This is a genomic window from Gloeocapsopsis sp. IPPAS B-1203, from assembly GCF_002749975.1.
Taxonomy (GTDB): Bacteria; Cyanobacteriota; Cyanobacteriia; order Cyanobacteriales; family Chroococcidiopsidaceae; genus Gloeocapsopsis.
In genome coordinates this window covers 26536-50596 of record NZ_PEIG01000014.1, presented here as the reverse complement: position 1 = coordinate 50596, position 24061 = coordinate 26536, and the positions used below count along the sequence as shown (strand labels likewise).

At 41.7% G+C, this 24061-nt stretch carries 21 protein-coding genes; 9 read left to right on the top strand and 12 right to left on the bottom strand.

Annotation, left to right across the window (positions count from 1 at the left end; all coding sequences use genetic code 11):
- Positions 1 to 21: 21 nt before the first annotated feature.
- The 6 genes from CSQ79_RS21115 to CSQ79_RS21095 all read right to left on the bottom strand — a co-directional run bounded on the left by CSQ79_RS21115 (position 22) and on the right by CSQ79_RS21095 (position 4699).
- Positions 22 to 201: a hypothetical protein gene (locus CSQ79_RS21115; protein WP_099703099.1), complete on the bottom strand. Its 180-nt coding sequence runs from the start codon at positions 199 to 201 to the stop codon at positions 22 to 24.
- Between the two features lie 55 nt (positions 202 to 256).
- The gene (locus CSQ79_RS28275; RefSeq protein WP_289501396.1) at positions 257 to 433 is read right to left on the bottom strand and encodes a hypothetical protein; all 177 of its coding nucleotides are present in this window, start codon (positions 431 to 433) and stop codon (positions 257 to 259) included.
- Between the two features lie 488 nt (positions 434 to 921).
- Positions 922 to 1632, bottom strand: a complete 711-nt coding sequence (gene nth / locus CSQ79_RS21110; protein WP_099703188.1) for an endonuclease III — start codon at positions 1630 to 1632, stop codon at positions 922 to 924.
- Positions 1632 to 2720 carry an RIP metalloprotease RseP gene (rseP, locus tag CSQ79_RS21105; protein WP_099703098.1) on the bottom strand — a complete coding sequence of 363 codons (1089 nt, stop codon included), beginning with the start codon at positions 2718 to 2720 and terminating at the stop codon, positions 1632 to 1634. The genes nth and rseP overlap by 1 nt, the downstream gene beginning before the upstream one ends.
- 49 nt (positions 2721 to 2769) lie before the next feature.
- Positions 2770 to 4053, bottom strand: a complete 1284-nt coding sequence (gene serS / locus CSQ79_RS21100; RefSeq protein ID WP_099703097.1) for a serine--tRNA ligase — start codon at positions 4051 to 4053, stop codon at positions 2770 to 2772.
- Between the two features lie 67 nt (positions 4054 to 4120).
- Entirely contained in the window at positions 4121 to 4699 is a 579-nt protein-coding gene (locus CSQ79_RS21095; protein WP_502693952.1) for a DUF3611 family protein, read from the bottom strand.
- 757 nt (positions 4700 to 5456) lie between these two features.
- On the opposite strand from CSQ79_RS21095, the gene CSQ79_RS21090 reads away from it, so the two are divergent.
- Positions 5457 to 5819 (top strand): PadR family transcriptional regulator, encoded by a 363-nt coding sequence (locus CSQ79_RS21090; RefSeq protein WP_099703187.1) that lies wholly within the window; start codon positions 5457 to 5459, stop codon positions 5817 to 5819.
- A gap of 35 nt (positions 5820 to 5854) precedes the next feature.
- On the top strand, positions 5855 to 6385 hold the full coding sequence (locus CSQ79_RS21085) for a cofactor assembly of complex C subunit B (RefSeq protein WP_502693951.1): 531 nt from the start codon (positions 5855 to 5857) through the stop codon (positions 6383 to 6385).
- Between the two features lie 169 nt (positions 6386 to 6554).
- On the opposite strand, the gene CSQ79_RS21080 is transcribed toward CSQ79_RS21085, so the two are convergent.
- Positions 6555 to 6866 carry a DUF3155 domain-containing protein gene (locus CSQ79_RS21080; RefSeq protein ID WP_099703186.1) on the bottom strand — a complete coding sequence of 104 codons (312 nt, stop codon included), beginning with the start codon at positions 6864 to 6866 and terminating at the stop codon, positions 6555 to 6557.
- A 340-nt stretch (positions 6867 to 7206) separates the two neighbouring features.
- On the opposite strand from CSQ79_RS21080, the gene CSQ79_RS21075 reads away from it, so the two are divergent.
- Positions 7207 to 8520 carry a sensor histidine kinase gene (locus tag CSQ79_RS21075; protein ID WP_099703094.1) on the top strand — a complete coding sequence of 438 codons (1314 nt, stop codon included), beginning with the start codon at positions 7207 to 7209 and terminating at the stop codon, positions 8518 to 8520.
- Between the two features lie 107 nt (positions 8521 to 8627).
- Here CSQ79_RS21075 and CSQ79_RS21070 read toward each other — a convergent pair whose 3' ends face one another.
- Positions 8628 to 9896, bottom strand: a complete 1269-nt coding sequence (locus CSQ79_RS21070; protein ID WP_099703093.1) for an S-layer homology domain-containing protein — start codon at positions 9894 to 9896, stop codon at positions 8628 to 8630.
- A 233-nt stretch (positions 9897 to 10129) separates the two neighbouring features.
- Positions 10130 to 11038 carry an alpha/beta fold hydrolase gene (locus CSQ79_RS21065; protein WP_099703092.1) on the bottom strand — a complete coding sequence of 303 codons (909 nt, stop codon included), beginning with the start codon at positions 11036 to 11038 and terminating at the stop codon, positions 10130 to 10132.
- A 110-nt stretch (positions 11039 to 11148) separates the two neighbouring features.
- Between CSQ79_RS21065 and CSQ79_RS21060 the strand changes: the two genes are divergently transcribed.
- The 5 genes from CSQ79_RS21060 (at position 11149) to CSQ79_RS21040 (ending at position 17463) form a co-directional block, all read left to right on the top strand.
- Complete coding sequence (locus CSQ79_RS21060) at positions 11149 to 11340, top strand: NAD(P)H dehydrogenase subunit NdhS (protein ID WP_099703185.1); 192 nt, start codon at positions 11149 to 11151, stop codon at positions 11338 to 11340.
- Between the two features lie 169 nt (positions 11341 to 11509).
- On the top strand, positions 11510 to 12163 hold the full coding sequence (locus CSQ79_RS21055) for an HAS-barrel domain-containing protein (RefSeq protein ID WP_099703091.1): 654 nt from the start codon (positions 11510 to 11512) through the stop codon (positions 12161 to 12163).
- 344 nt (positions 12164 to 12507) lie between these two features.
- Positions 12508 to 14649 (top strand): cation:proton antiporter domain-containing protein, encoded by a 2142-nt coding sequence (locus CSQ79_RS21050; protein WP_099703090.1) that lies wholly within the window; start codon positions 12508 to 12510, stop codon positions 14647 to 14649.
- A 317-nt stretch (positions 14650 to 14966) separates the two neighbouring features.
- Entirely contained in the window at positions 14967 to 15929 is a 963-nt protein-coding gene (locus CSQ79_RS21045; protein ID WP_099703089.1) for a UDP-glucuronic acid decarboxylase family protein, read from the top strand.
- Positions 15930 to 16068: 139 nt separating this feature from the next.
- A complete protein-coding gene (locus CSQ79_RS21040; protein WP_099703088.1) occupies positions 16069 to 17463 on the top strand; it encodes a UDP-glucose dehydrogenase family protein in 1395 nt (464 codons plus the stop codon).
- Positions 17464 to 17598: 135 nt separating this feature from the next.
- Here the strand turns inward: CSQ79_RS21040 and CSQ79_RS21035 are convergent, their stop codons facing one another.
- Both CSQ79_RS21035 and CSQ79_RS21030 read right to left on the bottom strand, forming a co-directional pair.
- Positions 17599 to 18396 (bottom strand): LmeA family phospholipid-binding protein, encoded by a 798-nt coding sequence (locus tag CSQ79_RS21035; RefSeq protein WP_099703087.1) that lies wholly within the window; start codon positions 18394 to 18396, stop codon positions 17599 to 17601.
- Positions 18397 to 18525: 129 nt separating this feature from the next.
- The gene (locus CSQ79_RS21030; protein ID WP_289501394.1) at positions 18526 to 20229 is read right to left on the bottom strand and encodes a helix-turn-helix domain-containing protein; all 1704 of its coding nucleotides are present in this window, start codon (positions 20227 to 20229) and stop codon (positions 18526 to 18528) included.
- Between the two features lie 627 nt (positions 20230 to 20856).
- Between CSQ79_RS21030 and CSQ79_RS21025 the strand changes: the two genes are divergently transcribed.
- Positions 20857 to 23508, top strand: coding sequence for a M10 family metallopeptidase (locus tag CSQ79_RS21025; protein ID WP_099703085.1), 2652 nt, complete (start codon positions 20857 to 20859; stop codon positions 23506 to 23508).
- Positions 23509 to 23617: 109 nt separating this feature from the next.
- Here the strand turns inward: CSQ79_RS21025 and CSQ79_RS21020 are convergent, their stop codons facing one another.
- The gene (locus tag CSQ79_RS21020; protein ID WP_099703084.1) at positions 23618 to 23917 is read right to left on the bottom strand and encodes a 30S ribosomal protein PSRP-3; all 300 of its coding nucleotides are present in this window, start codon (positions 23915 to 23917) and stop codon (positions 23618 to 23620) included.
- Positions 23918 to 24061 lie beyond the last annotated feature (144 nt).

Sequence of the window (24061 nt, the reverse complement as noted above, 5' to 3'; positions counted from 1 at the left end):
GTTGCACGCCGATTCTGAATACTATAGACAAATGTATCTATGTCCTACACGGATGAACTGTTCAGTTGTCCACACATCATCTTCAGCTTTGGCTCGTTGGTTGACGTTTACAGGAAGAACATATGCCCAGCTTTGGCTGAGGTTGATTAACTGTTCGGTTGTCCAATCTTGGTTGTTATTGTTTACTGTGTTGCGTCTCATATGAATTTTCTCCGTCGTTGTGATTTATTGGCAGGTTTCTTGTTGAACTTGAGTACTATAGAGAAATATGCTTGTTACCTATACGAATAAAACCTTCAGTTGTCCATACCTCATCTTCTGCTTTGACTCGGTTAGCGTTAACAGGAAAAACGTATGCCCAGCTTTGACTGAGGTTGATTAATTGTTCAGTTGTCCAGCCTTGGTTGTTGTTTGCTTTGCTGAAATTTTTCATATTGCTTTTCTCCGTTAGTGTTACTTTATGTTTCTAATATAGAAAAAAGTTACATAAGATACAAAAACTAATCTGCATGTTTGTTATGAGCAGCTTCGATGGATTAAGCTGAGTTACTTAGAACCGCAGCGACACAGACAAGAACAGATCAAATTCTGAAATTAGGATATGTAGGGTACTAGTCTGATTCTGAAATGTTTGCTAGATAGCTAGATCGTCTATCAGGGCGCAGTTGAAATTTATTGATAGGTAGCCATCATCACAATAGACCTCCTACGTGAATGCGATCTCGTATAAATTCGCACCTAAATAAATAAAGTCCACCTCCGTGGACTTACTACTAAAAATCTCATTTTAGTGTACGAAGGTACACTTTGCCTGGATAGCCCCGAAGGGAGTCGTAGGGCATCTACGATTCATGCAGGAGGTTTAATGGCTACACAATTTGTATTGATGACAAAGAACTGCGGCTAGTTTTTTAGCTGTGATTAACGAGTATGAGTTTGTGTAGGCAATACTGAAGGTAATTCTTGCAGTGGTGGATTGCTAAGATTAGCAGATGGACATAAGTCAGCTAGCACACAAGCATCACAGGCAGGATTTCTAGCTTTACAAATAGCCCGACCGTGATAAATCAATCGGATAGACCAGTTTTCCCAATCTTCTTGAGGTAGTAAGCGCATTAAGTCGCGTTCAATATGAAGCGGATCGGTGTGTTTCGTTAATCCTAAGCGATAAGTTAACCGCTTCACATGAGTATCTACTGTGACTCCGACATGAATATCATAACCATGAGCGAGAACAACGTTTGCAGTTTTCCGTGCAACTCCTGGCAACTTTAACAAGTGTTCCATCCGTGCTGGCACTTTACCACCGTACTCTTGCACTAACATGCGACAAGCCGCTTGAATGTTTTTTGCTTTATTACGATAGAAACCTGTTGGACGAATAATCGTTTCTAACTCAGCAGTATCTGCATTCGCGATCGCAACTGCATCAGGAAACTGCCGAAACAACTCTGGAGTGACTTGATTGACTCGCTCATCAGTACACTGTGCAGAGAGAATCGTAGCTACCAAAAGTTGCACCGGCGTTGCATAGTTCAATGTGCAAGGGGCTTCTGGATACAATCGCTGCAAACGAATCAAAATTTCCAGCGCCCGTTGCTTTTTACTTGCCAATTTACGAACAATACTCACTAGAACAACTTCTGCACCCACTCAAGGTTAGCAGTATCGCGCACAATTAAGAAGATACCTAATCCTAACAATAACATGAGTCCAGTTTGCATGACTCCGTCTTGAATATGTGTAGGTAGTGGCTTACCGCGCAATCCTTCAATCAGTAAAAAGGCAAGTTGTCCGCCGTCTAACGCAGGTAGAGGCAGAATATTAATTAAAGCAAGGTTAACGCTGATCAACGCTGCAAACTGAAAAAGATTACCTGCATCAGATTGGGCAATACTTGCACCAATTTCTACAATTTTTACAGGTCCAGCAACTTGATCTGCTGTTTGACTAAAGTTACTAATTAACTGAACAAAACCTTGCCCTGTCAAAACAACAATCCGCTGAAATTCAGTTGCACCTGTCGTAAACGCTGCTAGAATATTGCTGGCGCGTTGGCGTTCTACTTTACCATTAGGCGCTAGCTGTACGCCGATACGTCCTTTACCATCTTCACCAGCTTCTGGTATCACCTTTAAAGAAACTCTTTCGCTATTGCGTTGAATCGTCAGTGGTAGCGATTGGTTAGGGTGTTCTTGAATCACCTGACGCAAATATGGCAATGCTTCTTGTGAAGCAGGTAATTCTTTACCATCGACACTGACAATAATGTCTCCTGGCTTGATCCCAGCTTGTGCAGCGACACTCGTTTGTTCGCTAACAACAGCAGGAACTAAAACACCAGGTTCAAAATTGAGTTGTGGCGCACCAACAGTACCAATCTGGACTACGAGTAATAAGTAGGCAAAGATTAAATTGGCAATAACACCAGCACTAATGACAATTGCCCGATCGAGAACAGGGCGATTGCGCAGTAAATTGGGATCGTTGGGAGGAATTTTACTATCAGGATCGTCATCAGGAAAGCCGACATATCCACCTAAAGGAAATGCCCTGACAGCATACTCAGTTTCCTTTCCCTGGTACTTCAACAAAGTGGGACCAAAGCCCAGTGAGAAACGGTTAACGTGGATACCTTGAGACCTTGCTGCAATGAAGTGTCCTAGTTCGTGTACCACGATCAATAGCGCTAAAACTGCGATCGCTGCCAAAACTGACATAGATATACTCTATTAATTATTTACACATTTCTTTATTTTAAGGTGTTGTTCAAGTTAACACCTCTTGCCTGAGATAAGGTTGCAGTGCCTCGGGAACGCGTACAGTTTTATCAGGCTGTTGGTAGTTCTCTAAAATTGCCGCCATTGTGCGTCCTACCGCTAATCCTGAACCATTGAGTGTGTGAACAAACTGAGTTCCTTTCTTACCACTTTCTTTAAAGCGAATTCCCCCGCGTCGTGCTTGAAAATCTCGACAATTAGAACAGCTAGAGATTTCCCGATATTTGTTTGCTGCAGGTAGCCAAACTTCTAAGTCATAAGTTTTTGTCGCTGAGAAACCCAAGTCTCCCGTACACAATTCTATGACTCGATAAGGTAGTTGCAACTCTTGTAAAATCGCTTCAGCATGCGCAACTAACTTTTGATGCTCGTGTTCTGAAGTGTCAGGATGAACTAATTTATAAAGTTCGACCTTATTAAATTGATGCAGGCGAATTAAACCGCGTGTATCTCGCCCGTAACTTCCTGCTTCTCTTCTAAAACATGGGGTATATGCACAGTGATTAATTGGTAAATCTTCAACAGCGAGAATTTCTTCACGATAAAGGTTCGTGATGGGAACTTCTGCTGTCGGACTCAACCATAAATCATCCGCAGCACACTTAAAGCTTTCTTCGGCAAACTTAGGCAATTGACCTGATGCTGTCAGTGATTGAGTATTAATTAAAATTGGCGGTAAAACTTCTGTATAACCTGCTGCAATTTGGCGATCAAGCATGAATTGAATTAACGCTCTTTCCAAAGCTGCACCCAATCCTATTAGCGTAACAAATCGACTTTGAGCAACTTTTACCGATCGCTCAAAATTTAAAATTCCCAAATGTTCCCCAATTTCCCAATGAGGTAAGATTTCCGAAGAATTCTGAGGAATATATTCATCGCCCCAACGCCTTACTTCGACATTATCTTCTTCACTGTTACCAAGAGGAGTCGATTCACTCGGTAAATTTGGTAATGTCAACAACAGATCTGCTAATTGCGACTTAATTTCTCTTTCTTGGGGTTCGAGTTCGCCAATCTGGTTTTTGAGATCGTTGCCTTCTTGACGCAAACTTTGAATTTCTGGGCTTTGCGGATCGCTACCTGCTTTAATTTTCTGTCCTACAAGTTTACCAATTTCATTACTACGAGCTTGTAAATGCGATCTCTTTGCTTCAAGATCTCTTTGTTGCTGATCTAATGTTAATAGCGGTTGCAAATCATAGTCACCACGGCTTTGCAACCTTTTCTCTACAAATGATGGATTTTCTCGAATCTGTTTAATATCCAACACAGACTTATTCCCATTCTTGTCAATACAACAGAATACAATGCTTATGCCTATTCTGCCGCGACTTGGGCTAGTTTTTAGTAATGCGTCCTAAAAGAAATAGCGAAGCCACCAGTCCTGCAAAATGAGCCGCTACAGTGTTTGTATTTGCTTGGACTACTAATATATCTAAGGGACGAATGAGTTGCTGTGGATTGTAAATCGCTGCACCTAAACCTGTCTGTGGTAAAGCAAAAGACCTTAGTAGCAGTGTACCGGCGATCGCTTGCGCTCCCATGATTGTTAACAACATTCCTACCAAATTAACAATCAATCCCAGCCGGAGAATTTGAATGGTATCTGCCTTGCGCGGACGATTAGTCGCATTTGCCGAAAGTAAACGTTTACCAATGCGGATATAACGAAAAGCTAAATAAATACCTAAACCTAACGTGACTAATCCACTGACGGCTAAAACGATGCCAACGCCTGTTCCTGGACTTTGTTGTGCAGTTGGCGATGTATCTCGACTGACACTTGCTGATAACAATACCACAGCCGAGACTACCGCTAAAACTAACTGAGTCCAAAAACTAAGCCAGCCAGCTATCCGAAATGCGATCGCAATTCGTTGCAACCCCGAAGGTAGCGAAGAATCTGACTTGTTAATCATCGTTCTAGTCTCAAGTAGCAGTACCCATAACTAGATTCTTATCACATTTATTAGTGACTCTGACAGCACATTTAGTTGGAAATCTCACAAAATTGACGATCAACCAATTACACTTTGTTCAGCTAAGTGTTTCATTTATTAAGTAGCTTTCTCATTAAGCCATCACTACTTGACTTACATCTGTTACCACTTAAGCATTAAATAGAAAGTTTTTTGACTCACTAAACTTCTTTTCTCTGATTAAGTTTTTTTTCTTTATCATTGTTTTATCTTATATATGCCAGGCTTTACACTATCTAAAATTAAAATTATTTATAATCTATTTTTAATTGTGCAGGTACTTTTCCTTTATTAATAAGATAGGTATCGTAATTGATTTAACTTATGAGTATATTAGAGTTAATTATTTATCACTCTTGCCAGGAGAAAAATATCCTTTATTTTTCGATCAATTTTTCTCTGAAAGCAAAAAATATTGGTAAGTTTAAGATTTATTCATGTTAGTTATGTTTGCTCACCGCGTATAAGTACATATTTCATAGCATTAAGGTAATTTTAGTTTTTTATTCATAAACTTTCGCAGACAAAAGCAAATTAAAAGTATAGAATTACTAAACGGTACGCGTGCCCAAAATGCTTGTTGAATAGTCAGCCTTTCAATAGATTTGCAATGAGGCGAACAATATAGTTTTGATGATAAATACCTGGAGCAATGCTTGAAGTTAGCCATAGGCAAATTAAGCGATTTAAAGAAATGAAAATTCATGAGATTTATGAGTTTTTTCAAAACCCTCCTCCAACTTATTTATGCCAAGAATTAGCAGTATGTTATGTTTTGTCAGTATTGCTAGAAGCAGAGTCTTATGGAACAGAGTTAATTCAACGCTTGGAGACTGAGAATCCTCTATACCGTCTTTCTGATACTGTTTTGTATAGCGCGCTCAAATTTCTTGAAGATGAAAAAGCTATTACTGGTTACTGGCGCAAGGTAGAAGGTCGCGGTCGTCCTCGCAGGATGTATCAAATCAATCCTGATTGGTTGCCGCAGGCTCAGGAATTAGCAAGTTTATGGCGAGGGTATGCAGGTAGTGGTATGCGTGTAACAAATAATCAATAATTAAAAGAAAGCGTTGCACACTGTAACGATAAATGATGAGTGTTACATCTCTTGCTTCTACGTTGGTACTGACTTTGCTACTAGCAGTCGGGCTATTTTTCTTTATTCGAGCATCAGTTAAAGACCGTACCAAAGAAGTGACTCTTGTCTTTGAGCAAGAGAAAACTTCTATGTTTGATGAGCTACAACAGTATTTTGCTCACCGCTCATATCGGGTAGCTACCATTGACTCAGCACAAAATCAAGTGACATATGAAGGTTTCGTCAAACCGAGCATTTTCTTAGCAATTTTTTTAACATTGCTAGCAGCTATCGGAATATTGTGTCTGGCTCTTGTCTGGTCTTTGCTTTTCCCTGGGTTGAGTTCGCTCTTCCTTGTTTTAGTGCTACTGTCTCCTGTAGCCGGTATATTTTATTGGAAAAAAGCTGGTCGTCCAGAGCGGGTACTACTTAAGTTTCCCAATCAATCAAGCCTACCGCATGAGTTGCAACAAATTACAGTTGTGGCTCATAGAGACGAGCTAATTGAGTTACAGCGCTCTCTTAAGTTAAAACCATCTGAATAAGACACAAGGCTGAAATAAAATACCCCACTTAGAGATTTGCTCAAATGTGGGGTAAAAGATGTAAGACAGATTGCTCTACTTTCTGGCAAATCCTCGCAAGCTTTTCAAGAAAAAAAACTTTCTTAAAAATTTTTAACAGTTTGGCCAGCGATTGAGACAACAGGTGCATTCATTTGCGAACAGCCAGGCTTTCTTGCTCTGGAGATTCTAATGTTCTTAAACTAGGAAACAAAAAATGGTTTTCTTCCACATATTGCGCCCCGAATAGACCTTTTTCTGCCCAAAAATAACGGTCTGTCGTATGCTCATTCCGTTTAACTAGAAGCAATGCCGGTGGCAGAATCCCCTCCGCTTGAATAAATTTTCGTGCGGCTGTCACAGGTTTATCTTCGCCACTTTCAATGCTAAATTGGGCAATGTGCTCGAGGATTCGGCGTCCTTCTTGGCGACGACGACTCTTGCGTTTCCGTCTCCTTGCCAACCTCTTTCCCTCCTCTTTCAAGCTGAAGATTGTAGTCATGGTTACAAAAGCCGTCGTCAGTATATGAGATTGAGATTAAAAAATCAACTTTTATTAAGGTTTTGATACAAAGTCGTTTATTTTAGCCTAGGAAAATTTGCTTAAGATTTATAACTCAAGATTGAGTGAAGAAATAGCCTGACGATTTTTAAATAGAGAGTACCAGTTATTACTTTCTACGGCACGCTTGATGAAACCGTTATTGTTATATATGTACTTTCTTAGTCTTGTCTGACACCTGCTCTCACAGAATACTAGAATTAAAAGTTTGGTTTACACAGATTGAAAGAGTACTTTGTTAATGTTAATGTCCAATAGTTCCGAGTTAGTTGCGCTATATCGATCGCAAGTTGCCTTACTGACGCAAAGTTTAGGAGCAACTTTAAGTGTCGTGTACCTGACAGAAGAACTGCTAGAAGAAGGAGAAACACAAACAAAGTTAATTCCGGTCGTTGCCTATCCAGAAGCTGCTTGGCAAGCTTCACAGCCTGTAACGCTCATACCCGAAGTGAGTAACGCCTTGCTACCACTGTTATCTGATCCTCAGAAAGTTATCTCGTTAGAGGTTGAACCTTTAGAATCTTTACTAGAAACAGAGCAAATAAACGACACATCGACTCACTATAGTCTGTTACCAAGTACGCAAATTATTTTGCCCTTAATGCATGACAACGTTTTCATGGGACTACTAGTAACAAATCGCGAGCATATGCCTTGGGATGAGCGCGAACGTGATGAAATTGAACGTATTGCACAAACACTTGCATTAGCAAGAGTACTTGATCAACGTCGCGAGTGGTATGAACAGCAGTTTGCTCAACAGCAAGTTTTATTAGAAACGCAGCGCGATTTGCTTGATAATTTATTGCATCAATTGCGCAATCCTCTAACAGCTTTACGCACGTTTGGAAAACTTCTTATTAAGCGCTTTGTTCCAGGTGATGCTAATCATAAAGTGGCAGAAAATATTGTTCGAGAGAGCGATCGCATCCAAGAATTACTCAAACAATTTGACCGTATTATTGAGCTAACACCACAAACAGAAAAGCCTGTGTTGTTAGAAAAGTCAGTTGAACAAATATCAAAGCCTTTGGTACTTCTACCGAATATTCAGGAAAACACTGAGCCGTGTTCAATAACTAATATTCTTGCACCTCTATTAGATAGCTCAAATGCGATCGCTCAAGAACGTCACTTAAATATCCAGTTAGATATTCCTCCTAATTTGCCCTTAATCAGTGCTAATCCAGTCGCTTTAAGAGAAGTGTTCAGCAATCTACTCGACAATGCCTTAAAATATACACCACCAGGAGGACGAATTTATATTCAAGCTGGGCAAACAGCTGATAATTTTCAGGGTATTGCAATTAGTGATACTGGTTCAGGAATTCCAGCGCAAGATTTAGAGCATATGTTTGAGCGACACTATCGTGGTGTACAAGCAGCATCACAAATTCCTGGGACAGGTTTAGGATTGGCGATCGCGAAAGATTTGATTGAGCAAATGCAAGGAAAAATTCAAGTTTTTAGTCCTGCACAAATCTCTAATTCAACTAACAAAAATCCTGGAACGACTTTTGTTGTGTGGCTACCACTGACAAAAAAAAGCGATTAGCTATTGACTAATCGCTATACCAATGGGCAGGCAAGATGCCTAACCCACATTTCATAGCCTCTTTAGTTAAAAAACTGAATGACTGGTACTTGTTTTACTTTGTTGGACTATTGCGGTGATTGCTGTGTGGAACCTGGAGTAAGTACTAAATCAGAACCTAGTGTTAGTTGTAAATCAGTATCAGGATCAATAGCAACAAGATCAACACTGTCTCGACCTAAGAATAAGCCGAGTAAAGCACCAACGCCTGCACCACCTAAGACTTCTTCAGTAGCGATCGCCCGATCTCCAGTCACTGCAGAAATAGCAGCAGCAGCAGCAGCACCTAAAGCAGCATTGCGGACAATTCGACCTGCATTAGCTCCGCGACGTACTCGCTCTGTACGAGTAATCACTTCAGATGTTGCATCAAACTGAAAACGCTGCCCATTAGCTAAAACTAATTCGCGGGCAACAAATTGAGAACCCCCCTCCGCAGGTCGCAGTTCACCAACAACTTGGCTACCTGAAGGAATTAACACTGTGCCGTTTTGCGTGATGATGTTTTGTGCTACTGTGAGCGTCAACGGTGCTGTTTCATCGCGCGTGACGAGAATGCGCTCAGCTTGATCGTATCTTACAGGAAGACTTGTACCACTAGGAATTGTGAGTGTCGCTGGCGTTGTTGGTTGCTGCACTTGTCCGACAACATAGGGTGAATTAACGGCAGCCACTTGCCCCGCACTAGCTAACGCTTGATAGATAAATGCTGCTACATCTGCTCGCGTTGCTGTTTGCGTTGGATTGAGGAATTGGACATTTGGGTAATTAACAACAATGCGTCGTTCGGTTGCTGCGGCGATTGGAGCGCGTGCGTAGCTAGAAATCGCATTAGCGTCGCCATAAAATTGACTCAAAACAGTATTAGCGTCGGCACTCGCAGTGTAATTTAAACCATTAGCGAGAGACACTAAAACTTGTTCGCGGGGAATATTTTGATTCGGTTCAAAACGATTACCAGGATAGCCTGCCAGAAAGCCCGTTGTGTAAGCTTGCTGAATTGCTGCTGCGCCCCAGTAGTTTGCAGGTACATCGGTGAATTGGACTGCAGGTCTTTGTCCTGCGCGTGGAAAAGCCCTACTCACCATTGCCGCAAACTGAGCGCGTGTCACTGGCTCTTCTGGTCGAAAACCGCCATCTGGAAAACCTGCAATAATATTTCTGCTTGCTAGTTCTGCAATAAAAGGACTTGCCCAATAGTTAGCGGGAACGTCAGCAAACGCAGACGCTTGTGCAAAAGATGGAGCGGGTGCGATCAGAGGAGCAACAGCACCAACAGTTATCCCCAAAGCCATTAATCCAGCGGTTCCCGATTGCCAGTGCTTGAAAGTAGACATATGTAAAGGACTCTCCGAAAATTTTGGTAGCTATCTAGAATGAGTAGACATTAGCAGGAATTAAAGGTTCCTATGGTTAACTAATGCCAGAAAGTAGTTTGTTTAAGCGTAAAAAAGCGCAAATATTGCTCTTTTTAAAGCAATATTGCTACTTGTTCTCTAAAGCATATTGACGTACGGTTGACAAAATAGTTGCTTTAGTGCTTGCAGATCTTTTGTAACTTGAGACACATTTAAGTAGACAGTGTCTGAAGATAGAGTTGCAATAAACCAATGACAATTTCAGGTGCTTCAAGATGAGGTAATACACCTGTGGATGCGATCGCTTGAAACTGCTGAATCGTTTGTGGGTTCAACTGAGCTAGCCGTCTTCCCAAAGCAAGCGGTGTAAATTGTGCCGCTTCTCCCCAAAGGATGACTGTAGGTACAGTTAGCTGTTGAATATATAACGACAAGTCAAAATAAAGCTCTCCTTGCAAGAACGCCAGTGCTGCGTATTTGGCATTAGGTTGTTGTGCTGAGGCTAAGTAGGCAGCTACCATTTCCTCTGTAACTCGGTTTGGTTGAGCAAAGAGAAATTGCTGTAGAAAGTTACGGACTGCAAGTTCATTTTGTGCGCCTACAGCGTAAATCAAGTCGTTTAATAGCGGTGTTCCAATAAGTTGTAAGGGTAAGCGACGTCCCGCGCCCTGCCCAAAGTCGTCAAATCCAGAAGGACAAACAAGAAACAGCGACTGAAATAAATCAGGCTGTTGAACAGCGAGACGAATCACCAATGCAGCAGTTAAAGAAGAAGCAACAGCGATCGCACCTTGACGACAAGTTTTTTGGATGAACTCGGCAATAGTTGTGAGATAGTCATCAATTTGGTAATCTCGCGCAGGATGCGTTGATTGACCCCAACCGATTAAATCTGGTGCTAAAACTTGATAGTCATTTGCAAAAGCAGGGTAGACTTTAGACCATTCATAAGCAGAAGCCCCGCCACCAAAGTTATGTAGAAAAACTAAAGATGGTACATTTTCATCTGGCTTGAAGGTAGCAGCAGCCCACATCGGATCGACAGGGGCATAGTAGACGATTAAGCCTAATGATGTTTGTATAACTCCTTGACCAAAGCCTAGAGGCTGAAACTGTAGCATAATAATTTTAGAGTGATTTGAGCCTGTGCCAAAACGAATATAGACAATAGATATCTTGAAACAACCGTTTTTAGTAAGCTATTAAAAGCAAAACTATAGAGAGAGATATGATGATCCTGCCTGGAACAGCTGTGTGCGTGACAAATCCCAACGATACTTACTACCGTTTTCAAGGATTAGTACAGCGTGTGAGTGATGGTAAAGCCGCTGTGCTATTTGAAGGAGGCAACTGGGACAAGCTGATTACTTTCAACCTCTCAGAACTAGAACCAGTAGAGACTGGACGCAAAAAAGCCAAATAACCCAAAAGCAATTAGCTGTTAGCTCTTAGCAATTAGCTAATTGTCAGGAGTTGCAAGCCCTAGCTTGAGTTATAGAAAAAATCCATAGTATTTCTACATTTAACACCCCCACTGTCAGTTGTAGGGTTTAGCTAAAAGCTAATTACTATTTTGACCTCCGACCCCTCATATGCGTCTTCCCTTACCACAATTTGCCACAGGCGATCGCGCTCCAAACTACATCGCTGAAGTCATAGAAACCTCAACAACTGAATTCTGGGCTCAGTGTCTAGAACCAGACGATTTAAGCTTTCCTGTTATGCCTGCGTTCGGCAGTTGGGTAAAATCTGTCGATGAAGAATCTGGTAATCAAGTTTATGCGGTAGTTTACTACGCAACGACGATGCCAATTGATTCGATCCATCGGGCAAGAGCATTAGGTTTATCTTTACAAGACTTGCGCGAACAACAACCACAAATCTTCGCGATGCTCAAAACTGAATTCAGAGCTGCGATCGTGGGCTTTGAGCGACCGCCTGAGGCAAGATCTCCACAGCGATTTTATCAGTATTTACCACCCCGACCACCACAAATTCACCAAGCTGTTTATCACTGTGACCCTGAGACCATTGTTGCTTTCTCGGAACAACTCGATTTTTTGAGGACTTTGCTTCAAGTTAATGGCGCGCCTGTAGAAGCACTGACAGCTGCTGCAATTCGCGAAGTATATCAATTACGCAAAGCTGACCGAGAATGGCTAGTTAAAGCAGGGAGAACTTTAAGTGTGTTATTAAAAGATGACTACGACCGCTTAAAAGTTGTTCTTAGCCAAATTCATCCATAGAAGGGGTCAGGGATCAGGGAAATCAAGAATGCAGTCGCGCATGATGCTGCCCCACAACCCTTGTCTCTTTGTTGACTTACTGTTAAAAGCTTGCTCTAGGTACAAAGGTGCACACTTTGCTTGAATAGCCCCGATTTTAGTCGGAGGCATCTTAAGTCTCCTCAACTCCAATCCCCAATCTCTGACTTTTTGGTCAATTCAACATACAATCTCAGGAAGCAGTCTAACAACTTGAAGTAGGGAAATTTATCAAGTTTTCGTTGCCTTTGTTGTTTTTCTTGCTCTTGTAAATGCTGACAAGCTGGCTACATAAATCCCTCTAGCTTTTCTCCTCAGTGCTGTCTATGTCATTCCTTCACGTCCTTGCAGTGGAACCGGCTTCGGAAGTTTTCGCAAACGAACCAATCGTTCCTTTTGTGATTTTACTGATAGTCATTCTTGTTGTACCAATTGTATTTGAACGGTTGCGGCTACCAGGTTTAGTTGGTTTGCTACTAGCTGGCGTTTTACTAGGACCTAATGTTTTAAATTTATTCCAGACTGAACAGCCAACAATCAGGTTACTATCCAATATTGGTTTAGTCTATCTCATGTTTGTTGCTGGACTGGAAGTCGACATGGAACAGTTCCGGCAAACACGTAATAAATCTTTGGGGTTTGGGACTTTTACATTCTTAGTACCGCTTATTGTCGGAACACTTGTCGGGCGGATTTTTGGCTTCGGCTGGAATGCATCAATTTTAATTGGTTCGCTGTTTGCTTCACATACGCTATTGGCATATCCAATTATTAGTCGTTTGGGAGTTATTAATAATGAAGCTGTTACGGTTACTATTGGTGCCACAATTTTTACAGATATTGGCGCACTGTTAGTATTAGCCATTTGTGTAGCAATTCATGCAGGAGAATTTACTGCTCTGAGCTTGATTACGTTACTAGGCTCATTGTTTCTTTATTCAGCTGCGGTTTTAATTGGCTTTGATTGGGCAGGAAAAGAGTTTTTCCGACGTTCAGGTGATGAGGAGGGAAAGCAATTTCTCTTTGTTCTACTGGCAGTATTTCTAGCTGCTGTAGGCGCACAGTTGATTGGGGTAGAAAAAATTGTCGGCGCATTTTTGGCAGGATTAGCAGTCAATGACGTTGTTGGGGAAGGACCTGTTAAAGAAAAGGTTGTATTTGTTGGCAGTGTACTTTTTATTCCGATCTTTTTTGTTGATTTAGGGTTGCTGATTAATATTCCAGCTTTTGTTGCCAGCATTAGTAATATTTGGCTGACGCTGGCGATTGTTATTGGTTTGATTGGTAGCAAATTTATTGCTGCTTTTTTGGCAAAGCTGATTTATCGATACAACTGGCTAGAAGCACTAACAATGTGGTCTTTGTCAATACCGCAAGTGGGAGCAACCTTAGCTGCAACATTAGTAGGATACCGCGCCGGACTACTCAATGAAGGTATGTTGAATAGCGTTATTGTTTTGATGCTTGTAACAGCAACTTTGGGACCATTGCTAACGAGTCGAGTAGCAGTTGGGTTGATGACATCTACTGTGAGTGTGACTTCAGATGCAAAGCCACTTGATTTGGACGCTACAAATACTGAACAGCCTTTGACTGTGGTCGTTCCGGTCTACAATCCTGATACAGAGCAATATTTGATTGAAATGGCAGCATTAATCGCACGTCAAGCACAAGGACGGCTTGTACCACTTGCGATCGCTACTGGACCAGCACACATGGATGCACCACAGTTGGAAAGTGCTATCGTCAAAGCTGATGCACTGTTAGATAAAGCTACTGCACTCAGCCACGACTTAGGTGTCACTGCCGAATCAGTCCTACGCATTGATGATGCGATCGCCCTTGGCATCACGCGTGCTAGCCGCGAACAAGATGCTAATTTAATTGTTATGGGCTGGGGGAAACGTACTGGCTTTCGCGCTCGCTTGTTTGGTAATGTGATTGATAGTGTCTTGTGGGCATCACATTGTCCAGTCGCTGTCACCCGCCTGCTTGAATCTCCCACAAAAATTCGACGCATTCTTGTACCTGTGCAAAACTTTACGCCAGAAGCCTTGCGTCCGTTGCGTTTTGCTTTACTGCTCGCTACAGCCATTGGGGCACAGGTTACTTTATTGAACGTCTGCGATCGCCGCATTAAACCGAGTAGCATTGCCTGGAACAAATCAAATATTGAGCTTCTAGTGTCCAAACTGGCTTTACCTCAAGCTCCAGTTGTTGAAGTCGTCCCCCACGAAAATGTCGCACAAGCAATTATTACTGCAGCTAAAGCATACGATTTAGTCGTGCTGCGCTCGATTCAGCGTCGTACAAGTGCTGGCGGATTAGCGGTGAGTGATTTGACGTCTCAGTTAGTCGCGCAACTTTCAGGGTCGATTGTCTTGCTAGGAGAACCACAAAAAAGTAACGCTGCTGTAATTAGAGAGCAATTCCTGCAGCGCTCAAACCGCACAAAATTGGAGAAATAACAGACTGCGACAGAATCTATAAGAATTTATTAAAGATTTTGTGAATTGTACGCTATTATGCTGAGTTAATATTTCCAAATTTGATAGCTTGCTATTGAATCTCGTTAAATTAATACTCAGTTTGTTTCTAAAGTTGATTGAAGCTAGAGAAAAATTATCATTTGCGCTCAGAATACAGCCTAAATCGTGCCTGAGGTACAAGGGGAGGTAATGACTTGATTTTAGTATTGCCTCTTTACCGCTGCCTTAAGGCAAGCTACCTTATACAAAAGTGCGATCGCTGGTTAAATATACCTAATTTAATTTGTTGACAAACTATGAGAATCTTGGTTACAGGTGGTGCTGGTTTTGTTGGTTCCCATCTTATTGATCGATTGATGGTAGAAGGACATGAGGTTATCTGTCTAGATAACTTCTACACTGGTCACAAGCGGAACATCCTCAAATGGCTGGATCACCCTTATTTTGAATTAGTTCGTCATGACATCACCGAACCTATTCGGCTGGAAGTAGACCAAATCTATCACCTCGCTTGTCCTGCCTCTCCAGTTCATTATCAGTACAACCCAGTTAAAACAGTTAAAACCAGCGTCATGGGTACGTTGAATATGCTGGGATTAGCGAAGCGGGTCAAGGCTCGCTTTTTGTTAGCTTCAACATCAGAAATCTACGGCGATCCTGAAGTTCATCCCCAAACAGAAGATTACCGTGGAAATGTCAATCCAATTGGAATTCGGTCTTGCTACGACGAAGGTAAGCGAATCGCTGAAACGCTCTCATTTGATTATCATCGCCAAAATGATGTTGATATTCGTGTTGCTCGGATTTTTAATACCTATGGTCCACGAATGTTAGAAAATGATGGTCGAGTTGTCAGTAATTTTGTTGTGCAAGCCCTGCGTGGAAATCCCTTAACTGTCTATGGAGATGGTTCTCAAACTCGTAGTTTCTGCTACGTTTCCGATCTGGTAGAAGGGCTGATGCGACTAATGAATGACGATCATATCGGTCCTGTTAATTTAGGAAATCCGGACGAATATACGATTTTAGAGCTAGCCACTGCCGTACAGCAGTTGATCAATCCAGATGCAGAGATCAAGTTTGAGCCTTTACCTTCAGACGATCCTCGCCGTCGCCGTCCAGATATTACCCGAGCTAAAACTTGGTTGGGTTGGGAACCTACAGTACCTTTACAAGAAGGTCTCAAGCTCACAATAGAAGATTTTCGGACTCGCATTCAAAGTGAGCATCCTGTTGAAGCTAGCAAAATAGCAAAGTAGGGAATGTGAGTCAGAGGTCAGGGATCGGGGAATTGTCATGTTAAAACCTGTCGATCCACAATCTTGTAAACCTCTAAATCCCACATACTCTACTAACTACTAACCACCATAAAACAATAAAATCGAGGATTGACAAAATATGCGTGTTTGCGTAATTGGTACTGGATACGTTGGTTTAGTGACTGGTGCTTGCTTGGCTCATGTTGGGCATCATGTCATTTGCGTCGATAACAACGAGGAAAAAGTTAAGTTGATGAAAGCCGGACAGTCACCGATTTTTGAACCAGGACTGTCAGAGATTATGCAGGCGGCGATCGCCTCAGGCAAAATTGAGTTCACGACTGATTTAGGTGCAGGTGTGAATCATGGAGAAATTTTATTTATTGCAGTAGGAACACCTCCCTTACCAACAGGGGAAAGTGACACTCGCTATGTAGAAGCTGTCGCTCGCGGGATCGGTACGCATCTCAATGGTGGCTACAAAGTCATTGTTAACAAATCTACAGTACCAATTGGTTCGGGCGACTGGGTACGCATGCTCGTACTCGATGGGATTGCCGAACGTCAAAGCGAAAAAGTTCCTGTTACCGCTGGTAGCGTTAAAGAAGACTTGCCTTTAACACAAATCGCTGAGTTTGATATTGTCAGCAACCCAGAGTTTTTGCGGGAAGGATCGGCAGTTTACGATACATTCAACCCCGATCGCATTGTCATAGGTAGCAATAACCCTAAAGCGATCGCGATGATGGAGGAACTGTATACTCCAATTGTGGAACGTCAGTTTGCTGAAGATAAGGCTTTACCAGCAGTTCCCATTGTAGTCACAGATCTTAGTTCGGCGGAGATGATTAAGTACGCAGCTAATGCGTTTTTGGCAACCAAGATCAGTTTTATCAATGAAGTTGCAAATATTTGCGATCGCGTAGGTGCGGATGTTACTCAAGTTGCTAGAGGTATTGGGCTTGACTCGCGGATTGGTAACAAATTCTTACAAGCTGGGATTGGCTGGGGTGGTTCCTGCTTCCCTAAAGATGTCTCAGCATTAATTCATACTGCAGATGACTATGGCTATGAAGCCCACCTCCTCAAAGCTGCTGTAAGTGTAAATCAGCGTCAACGCCTAATTGGAGTTGAAAAACTGCAACAGGTTCTCAAAATCCTGAAGGGTAAGACAGTTGGCTTACTCGGCTTAACCTTCAAACCTGATACTGATGATATGCGTGATGCTCCTGCGCTTAACTTAATTGAGCACCTCAATCGTTTGGGAACAAAAGTCAAAGCCTACGACCCGATTGTTTCTCAAAGCGGGATGCGCCACGGTCTTTCTGGCGTAATGGTTGAAACCGATCCTGAGCGCCTTGCAGATGGTTGTGATGCTTTGGTTTTAGTGACCGACTGGAAACAGTTCCAAAACCTTGATTACGAAAAGATGGCAAGCTTGATGAACAATCCTGTTATGATCGATGGTCGTAACTTCCTCGACCGCGAGAAGCTACAGCAAGCTGGATTCTATTACGTTGGTGTAGGACGGTAGAAGAGGGAATAGGAGCGAGGGAAAGAGTATTTAGTGACTAGTGGGAGAGTAGGAAAGTGAGAGTGTGGGAGCATTGTAGGGATTGAGAGATTTAATTGCTATTTCTCCCTCTTACCCTCCTACTCCTCTTTATAACTAAGCATTACCAGGAATGCGGTCAATTTGAGCGTAGCCGCTGAAGATAAGTTTTTGACCTTGAGTTTCTAGACGGTTGATCCGCATCATGACGCCATCTAAGTCAAAGCGATCCAAATCAACCATGTTATTTAAGATTTCGGCTAAGGCATTAGTTAAAGTTTGCGAAAGCTCGCGTTGCTCTTCTGGAACGTCTTCTGCTTCAAACTGAGGATTTTGAAAAGTGACACGTCGGCGTCGTTCTACTCCTAAAGTTGCTTTTAGGCTAATTGGTACTAATTCGCCGTTACTGATGTCGGCTTTTGCTGAAATTTTGACTTGATTTTCTGGTAATAGTTGAACTCGAACATCGCTAAAAGAAATTGACTCACCACCAGAAATATCGGCTAAGCCTGGTAATGCAATATTTTGAAGGCGTTTTTTGACTAGTTCAGCGTTGAAAGCGTTATTGATACCGTCTTCAGTCAAGGTAACTTGAGCAACAGCTTGCGTGGATTGTTTAAGCGTTAGTTTGCCGCCTAGAACTGAGCTAAAGTCAATAGCAACCGCATCGGTTTCAAACGACATCTCATCGACATAAAAGTCTTTACGAATCACTAAGCCTTGACCGCTCATTTTGAAGCTGTCGATACTACCTTGAAGTAATTTACTGGAGGGATAGCAGCGGACAGAGACTTCTACCGACTCGCTTCGCGTAAATAAATGGCGAATCGTTTGACTGGCAACTGTATTGAGCATTCGCTCTCCCCAGTCAGTGCCAGTAGGATTGGTTAAACCACTAAGTCCGCCAAATAACATTGCGTTTTAAGCTTTACGGAACGTCTTCCTACCTTTGTAACAAAATGTGAAGAACTCAGCAAGTGAAAGTGTGATTAGCTGTCCTGAAGGATGTGATAAGTAATTGCGATTACACCTGCTGGGAGGGTGTTATAGGTTCAGTGTGAGATCTAGAGTAGCAACACAATCGCCACTAAAAGCAACTTGCAACTGACGTAATAGATTCATGATATTAACGCTACCGTATCCTGGAGATTCAGCACAATGTGTTTGTAGTGTTGTCAGAATCTCCTGAAGTTGCTGCTCTATTTCGGCTGGAGATTGAAAGTGCGAGTGCAAGTGACTTAAAATCGGCTCTAAAATCATCCGAACTTGGCTTTTTTTGACGTAATCTTGAGCAGTAGCTTTGAGCAAAGGGTAGCGGTTCAACAAGTAAATTTTGCCTGTGGCAATCTCCACACACACCTGTTTAATGAATTGCTCGATTGTGAATTCCATAACAATAGAATGTTGGATAAATCCAGCAGGACTTTTTTCAATCAGCGATCGCCAACTCAATGACTCTAACGTATCGATAACGTGCGATCGCGATATTGCCAAGACACCATCTGCTTGTAAGTGTGCGGCTAAAACTGGTTCGCGGTTGAGTGCAAGCCAGTACATAACTTGTTCTTCTAAGGGCGACAGCCGTTGAATTTGGTGAGCTAATAAATTGCAAATGCTATTAAGAGCAATGGTTCTTTGCTGTAAGAGGTCTGCAATCTTACCATCAAATAAATCTAAAATTAAAGTTGCCGCAATTTTTAAAGCTAGTGGATTCCCTTGGTAGCATTCAATGAGTTGTTCAGTTTCATCCACAGAACTTGGAAGTCCTTTTGTCACTAAAATCTCCTGTCCTGTACCTATTCTTACTCCAGAAACCTGCAGTGTTCTTACAGGAAGACATTTGTCTTCTAAAGCTGCGATTTCTATAGGTTTTTCTCGACTAGTGAGTAATAAACAACTTTGATGTGGTACTTTGCCGACTTGGAGTAGCAGTTCTCCATATTCCTCGTAGCCTGGGCGATAGCGACTAGTGCATTGATTGCTGCTGAGGATTGCTTCAAAGTTATCGAGAATGAGTAAACAACGAAAAGCCTGCAAATATTCGATGAGTTCGGGTATGTTGCCTACTGCAGGTAAAATCTCATGCTGTTGCGAAGTGAATTTAATGAGTGTTGTCAATAGTTCTGACAAAGGTGGCGCATCTCTAAGACTACACCAAATGACAAACTCAAACTGACTTTGCACTCGTTGTGCTAATTTCACTGCTAAAGCCGTTTTCCCGATACCTCCTACACCTACAAATGCGATTAAGCGACAGTAGTCTTTTGTAACCCATTGTTGAAGCTTGGCAAGCTCTAAGGCACGTCCGTAAAATACTGAAACATCGATTACTTCTTTCCAGTCGCAGTGTGAGGATGCGATCGCTTGTGGATGATTAATTGTCCTAGTTGCTAATTTTGCTTGTTCGCCGATCAAGTCGCTTGTTTTGAATTCTGCTACTTTTCTTCTTAAAACAGACTTGAAATTACTTTTGCTTACTTTTTCTCCTAGTGCTTTTGAAAGCATTTGCCACAATTGAAAACCAACAAACTTGATGTAATCAGCTTCATAATTGGTTTGTTCGGCAATCTCTGTGTAAGTTAATCCTTGCCATGTCAGGCGAAACACGAGTTCTTGTACATCAACTAGTCGTTGCTGTGGCAAAAGTTTGTCTATCAAGCGTAATGCTTCCTCTGCATCCATTGGCGATCGCTCCCTGAGTTTCTTCTTAAATTGCAATTCTCCTCTTCTACCTACTGATAGGTGCATGAGGCGAACTATATGCATTTGACACTATTTATGTATTTATACTTAAAAATCTTTCATTGCGGCATTTTTTTTAACAAACTTTAGAAAGTTTAGTTTAGATAAATTTACTGTTGAATAGGGCAATTTTTATAGCTTTGGGAAAAGCTATGCTTTGAATTAAATGAGTTGAGGCTGACTATCCAGCGCTTGTAAAGCCTTCTAATCTGAGACATCACCAGATGTTTAAATGTATTTTATAATACATCAATCTAAATATTTAAGCACTTTTAAGGACAAGTGTTACAAATCATTCTGAATATATTAATGTTTTTAAACATAAAACATTAATTTGAAATGATGTAATTCGCTCTTAATATGCATAGATAAGAGCTTGAATAAATCTATATATTGTTATATTTTTAAAAATTAATTAACTGTAAATACTAACTTTATCTAACTTTTTAATATTGCTAATAGCTTTATTTTCATGTTTGATTCTTTCTAGAAAGTTAAGTTTACGCTTACTGGCTTAGCTAAAAATACTATTTTCATCTCTGCTCAGATAAAAAATAGCTGCGTCTTGGTATTTTTAACTATTTATCCGCTATTTTCAGTTTCTCACTACATATAACAAAGGAATTCATTTTGATGCAACTCAATATAGATGAAACACTCCAACAAGCACTTGAAAAATCTCTTAGGATTTTGACAGCATTTGCCAATACTGAAGACTTTCTAGATAAGTTAACTGTTAGCTTTGGAAATAGTTTGGAGCTACAAGCAGCAAAGCTGTTGGCTCAAGACTGGGTAAAGGGAGATTTTAGCAAGCTACCAAAAATAGAAATTCGTCCAACATCTGAAATTAATGAGCCACACGGTACTTTTAATAGCACAAACAATACAATTGATGTATCACGAGATTACCTAAGTCAAAATATTGATAATCCCACAGTCATTACAGGTGTTTTACTAGAAAAAATTGGGCAATATATTAGTTCACGGGTTAATAATGACACTGAGGTGTTTGGTGATGAAGGGGCAATTTTCTCTGTACTAATGCAAGGTGCGATTCTAACTAAAGAGCAAATCCAACTTTTAAGAATAGAAAATAACTCAGCGCTTGCTTTAGTCAATAGTCAAAGCACTGAAACTGAGCAGTTGACGACAAATCTAAACAATACCAATCCTACTTGCGGCTGTACATTATGTAATTTGAATCGGTCAACACTAACTAAGCAGTTAAGCTATGGCTTTGATGATTCAACTTCTGCTTTAGGCACACCTTTGAATTCTACTGGGTCTTCTGACAGCATAGTTTTAGATAGTACAGTCTCTTCTGCTGGCATACCTGCAGCAGCAACTCCGACTTCAAACGGTGTTGTGTCTATAGTAAGCTTTTCTGGTTTAAACAACATTGATAGTCTAATCAGCGGACAAAAATGGGGAGGTGCTACTGGAACGGGTGCTAATTTGACTTATAGTTTCGGTGAATTTGGCATTTCATATTATGCTTTTAGTGTTTATCCTCAACCTGGTGCTCAACCCTGGAACGGCTTTACACCATTTACAGCTACTCAAAAAAATGCGACTAGAAAAGCTCTGGCTGCCTGGAGCGAAATGGCTAATCTTCAATTCACTGAAGTAATCGACTCTGCAACAGTTGCTGGCGATCTGCGCTTTGCTAGATCATCTCAACTGGCTAGTGGTGCGACTACAGCTGAGGCTTATACTCCCGCAGCCTCACCCACTGCTGGAGATGTTTGGTTTAGCAATAACAGCGTCTACAACACCGAAACTGAAGGGACGTACGGATATGCAACATTTATGCATGAAATTGGTCATGCGTTGGGGCTAAAGCATCCGCATGATTCTGGTACTGGTGGCATTGCCAATAGCAACATAGATACGACTGCTTATTCAGTTATGAGCTACCGATCTTACATCAATGCACCTCTTACTGGTTACACACAGAATTTTTATTCCACCTCACCGATGTTGAATGACATCGCTACCATTCAGTATCTCTACGGTACAAATATGAGTACGCGCAGCGGTAATACAGTTTACTCGTGGACACCAGGACAACAAATTTTTGAGGCGATCTGGGATGCCGGTGGTATAGACACAATTGACTGGTCTAACCAGTTTTCTAATGCCAATATTAACCTGAATGCTGGTACATGGAGCGAACTGGGTCCTACTTATTGGAATGGGCAAGCGGCTGAAAGTCGGACGCTCGCGATCGCTTACAATGTAACAATTGAAAATGCGGTGGGTGGCTCCGGAAATGATACGCTTACGGGTAACTCAGCCAGCAACCTAATTGAGAGCAGAAATGGCAATGACAACATTTCTGGTGGACTAGGCAATGACACGCTCGACGGCGGTGGTGGTATTGATACAATGAATGGCGGACAAGGTGATGACGTTTATCTTGTTGATCATGCTTCAGATTCTGCTATTGAAAACCCTGGAGAGGGAACAGACACTTATCGTTCGAGTGCAAGTTCGTTCCAGATGAATCCAAACGTCGAGAACCTCGTCATGCTTTCGGGTGCTATTAACGCGACTGGAACAAGTATTGCGAATCAGATCACGGGCAACTCCGCAAATAACACACTTGATGGCGGCGGTGGTGCTGATACCCTTATTGGAGGATTGGGAAATGATATCTACATTGTTGATAATGCATCAGATTTTGCTATGGAAAATGTAGGGGAAGGTACAGATACTTATCACTCCACAGCTACCTCCTTCGTAATGGATGCAAATGTAGAAAACATAGTGATGTTTTCTGGTGCAGTTAATGCTTACGGCACTTCAACAAATAATACGATGACAGGCAACTCCGCAAGCAATACCCTTGATGGTGGCGGTGGAAATGATATTCTTTATGGCAAGCTTGGCAATGACACTTTGATTAGTGGTACAGGAAACGATACTCTAGTGGGTGATGTTGGTGCAGATGTGTTGACGGGTGGTTCTGGTAAAGATGTTTTTTACTTTCAGTCGAGATCGCAAGGTATTGACCGAATTACAGATTTCTCAGTAATTGACGATACTATCCAAGTTTCCAGAGCAGGTTTTGGTGGTGGACTCGTTGCAGGTAGGGTAATTTCTACAGCTCAATTTATCATTGGTTCGTCAGCAGGTGATAGTAGCGATCGCTTTATCTACAACCGAAACACTGGCGGTTTTTTCTTTGATGCGGATGGTAGAGGCGGAAGCAGTCAAACCCAAATTGCAACACTCTCGTCTAATCTCGGACTGACGAATGCTGATATCTTTGTTGTTGCTTAAAATACTTACAAATTAGCTATCGAAAAACCACCCTTGATGCGATTGATACAGGGGTGGTTTATACTTTTGATAGCAATTTGTCAGCGAAAGCCAAGTTACATGGATAATGCTAGGCGCTTCCGGTAAAAGCAACTTCCGGAAATTTTGCCTGCGCTTCAGCAACTGGGCGATTTCTGCCTTCCTCTTGCCAGTAGTTGATGACTTCGGTTGCTTTGTTGAGCAACTCGACACGCTCTTGATCTGTAATCCAGTTTTTTGATTCTAATTCGTTTTTTAACTCTTCCCAAGCATCATTACGAGGCCAGAAAAAGTAACGAGTTAAAGGGCTTGTCCCTTTACCAACTACTTGATCGACAGCAAGCGCCACATTTTCGTCTAGCCAGAGAACTTTTAAAATAAACTTTGACAATCAAACCTCCGAGGCAGTACCAGGCAAAATTACTAACTGTGCAACCATTTATATTAACGCAATGCCATAACATCTGCTGAAATGAATTTAAAGGGGTCGGAGGTCAGGGGTCAGAGGTCTGAATTTTGTACGACTGGTGGATGA